This is a genomic window from Bacillota bacterium, from assembly GCA_013178305.1.
In the GTDB taxonomy this organism is placed as follows: Bacteria; Bacillota; Sulfobacillia; order JABLXB01; family JABLXB01; genus JABLXB01.
The window spans coordinates 1-2,709 of the sequence record JABLXB010000019.1 but is presented as its reverse complement, the minus strand read 5'-3'; the positions used below and the strand labels follow the sequence as shown (position 1 = coordinate 2,709).

At 63.1% G+C, this 2,709-nt stretch carries 6 protein-coding genes and 1 pseudogene; 1 reads left to right on the top strand and 6 read right to left on the bottom strand.

The genetic code is table 11. From position 1 onward, the window contains the following. Window positions 1-34: 34 nt before the first annotated feature. From HPY55_16335 to HPY55_16310, 6 genes are read right to left on the bottom strand one after another with little or no spacing between them, the layout of a single operon-like run. Window positions 35-622, bottom strand: coding sequence for a hypothetical protein (locus HPY55_16335; GenBank protein ID NPV72173.1), 588 nt, complete (start codon window positions 620-622; stop codon window positions 35-37). Continuing rightward, window positions 622-807 (bottom strand): hypothetical protein, encoded by a 186-nt coding sequence (locus HPY55_16330; GenBank protein ID NPV72172.1) that lies wholly within the window; start codon window positions 805-807, stop codon window positions 622-624. The genes HPY55_16335 and HPY55_16330 overlap by 1 nt, the downstream gene beginning before the upstream one ends. Continuing rightward, window positions 804-1,031, bottom strand: coding sequence for a hypothetical protein (locus tag HPY55_16325; GenBank protein NPV72171.1), 228 nt, complete (start codon window positions 1,029-1,031; stop codon window positions 804-806). Before HPY55_16325 ends, HPY55_16330 begins: the two co-directional genes overlap by 4 nt. Further along, window positions 1,028-1,573, bottom strand: a complete 546-nt coding sequence (locus tag HPY55_16320) for a helix-turn-helix domain-containing protein (protein NPV72170.1) — start codon at window positions 1,571-1,573, stop codon at window positions 1,028-1,030. Before HPY55_16320 ends, HPY55_16325 begins: the two co-directional genes overlap by 4 nt. A 30-nt stretch (window positions 1,574-1,603) precedes the next feature. Continuing rightward, entirely contained in the window at window positions 1,604-1,885 is a 282-nt protein-coding gene (locus tag HPY55_16315; GenBank protein ID NPV72169.1) for a helix-turn-helix domain-containing protein, read from the bottom strand. 10 nt (window positions 1,886-1,895) lie between these two features. Beyond that, window positions 1,896-2,147 (bottom strand): helix-turn-helix transcriptional regulator, encoded by a 252-nt coding sequence (locus tag HPY55_16310; GenBank protein NPV72168.1) that lies wholly within the window; start codon window positions 2,145-2,147, stop codon window positions 1,896-1,898. An 86-nt stretch (window positions 2,148-2,233) separates the two neighbouring features. Here HPY55_16310 and HPY55_16305 point away from each other — a divergent pair. Next, window positions 2,234-2,709: pseudogene (locus HPY55_16305) on the top strand (helix-turn-helix domain-containing protein).

The window sequence follows — 2,709 nt, the reverse complement described above, 5'->3', positions numbered from 1 at the left end:
TCAGTCCACCTCCCCCGGGAGCCTCAACGTGTGCTCAACGAACACGCCGGCCACCTCCCCGGAGCTGCGCCTTCCATTGCCGCGCGATCTCCCGCTCGGCTCGGTAGGCCGCCGCGTTGGACTCGGGGCCTGCGGCTATGGCGGCCGCCCAGCAGGCCCGGATGTCGTCGCCCCGGTAGAAGACGATCTCGCGCTCCTCCTCCGGGATGTCCAGCGGGCTGCAAACGTAGCCGTAAGCCTCGAACTTGCCGTCCTGGAACCTCACCGAGACGCGCAGGGTGTGGTGCAACACGAAGGGCAGATCTCCCGGCTGCCTGGGCTGCACCACGTAGTCCCACATCCCGAAGTCCCACTCGCCACCCTTACGCAGATCATCCGCCCTGCGCTCCCACTCGGCCTCGCTGGCCTGCATGTCCTTGTCGAACGCCCCGCCACCCGACGCCTTGTAGCAGACGGGTCCCAGCGACCGCGCTATCGAGTGCGGGTTGGTCAGCCGCCTCTTGCACCGGGCGCAGCTGGTCGGACCCTTGCGGCCCGATCCGGAATCTGCTACCATGAATCCTGAACCCAATGACTCCAGCTTCAGCTGCTCCTTCGTGAGCAGCACTTCTTTTTCGGCCATCATGCAACCTCACCGCCTTTCCTGGCATTGGCCGCTGCAATAACCCGCAGGACTCGCTCGAGCCGCCTCATGGCCTTGGGGTCGCGAAGCTGCGCCCCGGCCATGGCCGCCTTCCGAATGGCCCTGTTGCCCTGGCCACCCCGCTGAAACATGTAGGCCGGCCCACTGGCGCAGAAGACCGTCACAGCTTGATCACCACCCTCGCCGCCTCGTCCCGGATCTGGGCGGCCAATCCCGCCAGCTCATCGGCCAGGGCCACCATGTCCCGCTGCAGCCCCACGGCTTGCTGCCCCAGACCAGGGGATGACTTGGCCATGTGCAAACGAGAGCCCAGATGCCGCAACTGAGTGACCGCCTTCTGAGCTTCGTAAATCGGGCCACCTGCTACGCACAGCTTGTAGCCGCTCACGCTGCCCTGCCCTCCTTCCGGACATAGCCCTTCTGCCGCAGCTCCTCGAGGTGCTCCCGGTAGACCTGGGCCGGACTGATACCGTACTGCCTGCAGAGTACAGCCACACCCACCGCGCAGGCGGTTTGGGCCTCCACCAGCTCGTGGAGCACCCTCCGGACCTGCTCTCGGCCCTGCTCGGTCAGGTCCTGGGCCGACCGAGCGTTCGCCAGTTCTCGGGCCTTGGCTAAGGCCTCGATGGCCTCGGACAACTCCTCCACCGTCTTGTCCTTGACGGATGCCCGGTGGAGGTCCACCCGCGGTCCATCCAGCATCGCGGGCACCATCACGCCGCCCGTCATCTCCTGAGCTACGGCCAGGTAAAGTTCCGGGTCGTCCAGTTCCCTGGCCGCTCGGGCCGCTACATCCGGCATCAACCGCTGCTTGCCGTGCTCGATCCCCGACAGCGTGCTGTCGGAGATGTAGAGCTTGCGGCAGATGTCCTGTTGGCGGAACCCCCGGGCCAGCCTGGCCTGCCTGAGTGCCGCTCCAATCCTGCTCATGCCCTCACCCCCTTCCTCGCTGAAATACAGTCACGCCCGGGCGCGCTTCCGCCGGAACGGTACAACTTGCCTTCCGGTCTGAGCCCGGGCATGATCGTTAGCGGAATGATGGATTCCCAGGAGGTGGTCCTTTGAGCCGCCACCCGACTCCACCCACTGCACGAGCTGCTGCCGGGATAGCACGATGCGTCGGCCCACGTGGGCATGCGGTAAGACGCCGCGGCGGACCAGTTCGTAAGCCGTGTTGCGGCTTACGTGGAGAAACTGTGCGGCCTGATCAACGTTGAGGATGTCGGGCAAGGATTCGGCCACGGTACTCACCTCACTGGCAGGCGGCTATCTCGCAGTCGGTTTGCTTTCCTTGACTCGGTAGTTGCGATTGCATTTTGTGATCACCACGGGCAAAGAAAAGGTCGTCGACCGTTGACTGGAAGAAATCGGCCAGAGCCTTGGCCAGTGCCGGTCGAGGGAACCGGTGACCTGCTTCGATCATCGCATATGTGCTCTGCCTTATCCCCAAGTGCCGAGCCACTTCAGCCTGAGTTAGACCTCGTTCGGTCCTCAAGCGTTTCATTTGCAGGTTTGGATTGCTCACGATTCGTGATCACCCTTCCTGCCTCTATTATAATCGCGATTCGTGATCAGTCAAGGGGGTAGGTGATGAATTTGTCACGAGTCGTGATCAGACTTGAGCCCTATCACAGTTCGTGTTATCTTCAGCGTGGTGAATCACGGTTGACAAAGCTGGGGACTAGACTGGCCTAACTGCGGAGGCAAAGGGACCTGTCGCAACGGGAGTTGGCGAAGCTGCTCGGCGTCGCCCAGAGTACGATTGCCATGTACGAAGGGGGCAATAGGTCCCCCGACCCCGAGATGCTGCAAAGGATTGCTGACTTCTTCGGGGTTTCTGTGGATTACCTGATGGACCGTGAGGGAGCAGCCGATCCCCCCTGGCTCTCCAAGCTCCCCCCCGACATGCAGGACTTCGTCCGTGAAGAGAGCAAGAAGGGCTTTCCATACCTGCGGCTGGCCAGGGGTGCATCGCTGGCCAACCTGCCACCGGAGGCGCTGGAGGCGTTCGTTAGGGCGTGGATGGACTCAAAGGAGCGGCAGAGGAAGGAGGCGAGAGAAAAGGG